Here is a 3,240-nt window from a genome sequence, read left to right on the forward strand (position 1 = left end):
CGGCGCACGGGGGGACTAGTCGATACAGTGACTCACCACGATCCGCAGCATCACCAGGGTACGGGGTATTGTTTCGATCTATATGAAGCTTTGGATCTATTTACTTGTATGGTACGTGCTGAGGAAAGTTTTCATTATCAACCTCAATGGCAAGAACTTCAGCAGCGCGGGATGGCAACTGATTTTAGTTGGGATAAATCAGCGCAAGAATATGAAGTGCTATACAAATCTATTTTTGTTGAGTAGTTAAGTAACTCCAGCGGTTAGAAACCGCCGTATCTGCAAGGCAGACGCTACGCGAACGGAGTGCAAAGTCCGCCTACGCGGACTGATTAACTAGTACTGGACGGCGGAAGTTTCCCCTCGCTTTTCCACCGCTCAGTAAGCGCAAAGCGCAGGCTACGCCAACGGCTCCGCTCACTGAGCGAAGCCAAAGTGAATACCCACTCTACTTATGCCACAGACTACTAGTTCGCCTACGCGGACTTTGCAACATTAGCAACGATTGTAATCGTAGGCATTCTCTGTCGATTGCTACAACATTCCTGAACCACAACTAGCATCATCATAAATTTGCTCGATCGATCTCATCGTACTTTTATACTTAGTGATATTACCTTGCTCTTTAAATAATTTAGCGGCAAATCGCCAATCGATGAGTGCTTCTTGCTCACCGTACATATCTCGATAAGCATAGCCACGATTGGAATAAGCCAGTGCAAAATCTGGTTGAAGTGCGATTGCCTTATTGTAGTCAGCAATCGCACTCGAATAATCTTGAGCTAAATAATGTAAAAAGCCCCGGCGGTAGTAAGCAATTGCCAATTTTGGATCGATCGAGATCGCGCGGGTGTAGTCTCTCATCGCATCCTGGTCGTCACCTAGTTTATAGTAAGCTACCCCGCGACAACAGATAGCTAGGGCATTGCTCGGATCGATCCCAATAGCTTCGGTATATTCTGTCAATGCTCCCAGATAGTCGCGATTTTTATACTTTGCATTAGCTGAAGCCAGGATATCGGTAGCGATTGGCTCTCTCATAGCATAGGTAGACTGTGACATATTTGTGTGATAGCTGCTGACTATTTGAATCTCGATCGACAGAGTTTGTATTAACAACCATAACCTCTCCAAATCACAGCTAATAGGGATCGAATCACAAATCGATCTCGAATTTATCACCAGAGACAAGCAGGATCGCGATCGACACTAAATTAATTATTTAATACCGATCCCAATCTCTAGCCGCACATCAAAATCGATCTTACCTATTACCTTTTACCTCTTACCTCAAAACAATCGCCCTAATTCAAAAAAATTGGTATGACTTATCGCAATCCCACCCCGACAGTAGACATTATTATCGAATTAATCGATCGACCCCATCGTCCCATTATCGCGATCGAACGGCTGAATCCGCCTCATGGCTGGGCATTACCTGGCGGGTTTGTAGATTATGGAGAGTCATTAGAATCCGCCGCAGTCAGAGAAGCCAAAGAAGAAATCGGCTTAGATGTAAAATTGATCGAACAATTTCATTTGTATTCAGCACCCGATCGCGATCCTCGGCAGCATACGATTAGTCTAGTATTTATCGCTACAGCAACCGGAGAACCGATCGCGCAAGATGATGCCAAGAGTGTCGGCATCTTTGCACCGTGGGAAATTCCGTCGCAGTTATGTTTCGATCACGGACAAATTATTCAGGATTATCTGCGATATCGACATTATCAGATCCGCCCAGGGATTAGAGGGTAGAGGGTAGAGGGTAGTCGTAGGGTGCGTTACTCCGCAGGAAAACGCACCGATTTATTGTAGATCGTAGGTTGGGTTGAGCCAAAGGAAAACGCACCAACACATTCGTAAGATGAGTAAAATTAGATAAGTCCCATACTGAAAACCTAACTGATGAGTACTGCGACAATCCCCCAACTAAGCGACTTACTCGAAGGTATCGATCTCCCCGTCGATTGGCTGGGACTGCGGAAAGTGCGGGAAGTCTCGATCGCCCGATCGGCGCGAGACGGAATGCCCCAAAATAATAGTACGACCATTAGTGAAGGTGTGATGGTCGAAGTCCTGGTGAATGGGCAAATCGGCTATGGTGCTACCAATATTGTCACCCCCACGGGTGTTCGATCTGCCGCCACCGCTGCTTATCACCAAGCCCTAGCCGCCAGCGCATATCGGATCTACCCGATCGCGATCGCCCAGCGACCCAAGGTAGTCGGGCAATACGTCTCCCCGACCCTCCAACCATTTAATAGCCTGACTCCTGGCGAAATTAGCGACCAACTGAGCAAGATTTGTCATACGCTTAAAGTCGGCGAAAAGATCGTCCAAACTAGTGCCACGATTATTACCCGTGAAATCGAAAGTTGGTTTGTTAGTAGCAATGGTTCCGATGTCTATCAGAAATTCTTGTTAATGACCACAGACTATGCCGCCACCGCCCAGGATGGCGCACTCATCCAGCATCGGAGCGATCGCGGCGGACTGGCAAAATGCTATCAGGGCGGCATGGAATACTTTCTCACGCCCGATCTGTGGGCGCGGGTGCAACAAGTCGGCGAACAGGCTGTAGAATTGCTGACGGCGATCGAATGTCCGACAGAGACAACCACACTCGTCCTCGCACCGGATCAATTACTATTGCAAATCCATGAAAGTGTCGGACATCCGCTGGAATTAGACCGGATTTTAGGTGATGAACGCAACTATGCGGGCGGTAGTTTTGTCAAACCCGAAGATTTTGGCAATCTCGTCTACGGTTCAACCTTGATGAATATTACCTTCGATCCGACCGTCTCGGGAGAATTTGCCAGCTACAGTTTCGATGATATCGGTGCTAGTGCGACGCGGGAATATATCATCCGCGATGGCGTACTCGAACGTGGCTTAGGCAGCTTGGAAAGCCAAGCGCGACTGGATCTGCCGGGAGTCGCTTGCAGCCGCGCCTGTAGCTGGAATCGTCCGCCGATCGACCGGATGGCAAATATCAACCTCGAACCGGGCGATAAAAGCTTTGATGACATTATCGGTGGGATCGATCGAGGCATCTATATGGAATCCAATCGCTCGTGGTCGATCGACGATCGTCGCCACAAATTCCAGTTTAGCTGTGAGTACGCCAAACTGATCGAAAATGGCAAATTGACTCAAACAGTCCGCAACCCCAATTATCGCGGCGTCACGCCCCAATTCTGGGGCAATCTGGCTCAAATCGGCAACGCCAACACC

General features: G+C 48.3%; 3 protein-coding genes and 1 pseudogene. 3 read left to right on the forward strand and 1 reads right to left on the reverse strand.

Going from position 1 to position 3,240, the window contains the following annotated elements; translation table 11 throughout:
• Nucleotides 1–246: pseudogene (locus RMO52_RS06320) on the forward strand (starch synthase); the annotation flags it as partial.
• 288 nt (nucleotides 247–534) lie between these two features.
• On the opposite strand, the gene RMO52_RS06325 reads toward RMO52_RS06320, so the two are convergent.
• The gene (locus RMO52_RS06325; RefSeq protein WP_310411995.1) at nucleotides 535–1,062 is read right to left on the reverse strand and encodes a tetratricopeptide repeat protein; all 528 of its coding nucleotides are present in this window, start codon (nucleotides 1,060–1,062) and stop codon (nucleotides 535–537) included.
• Nucleotides 1,063–1,323: 261 nt separating this feature from the next.
• Here RMO52_RS06325 and RMO52_RS06330 point away from each other — a divergent pair, with 261 nt between their 5' ends.
• Both RMO52_RS06330 and RMO52_RS06335 read left to right on the forward strand, forming a co-directional pair.
• Nucleotides 1,324–1,758: an NUDIX hydrolase gene (locus tag RMO52_RS06330; protein WP_310411998.1), complete on the forward strand. Its 435-nt coding sequence runs from the start codon at nucleotides 1,324–1,326 to the stop codon at nucleotides 1,756–1,758.
• 150 nt (nucleotides 1,759–1,908) lie between these two features.
• The coding region (locus RMO52_RS06335; protein WP_310412002.1) for a TldD/PmbA family protein at nucleotides 1,909–3,240 on the forward strand (1,332 nt) is incomplete at its 3' end.

It is taken from the genome of Chamaesiphon sp. OTE_8_metabat_110, assembly GCF_031382685.1.
In the GTDB taxonomy this organism is placed as follows: Bacteria; Cyanobacteriota; Cyanobacteriia; order Cyanobacteriales; family Chamaesiphonaceae; genus Chamaesiphon.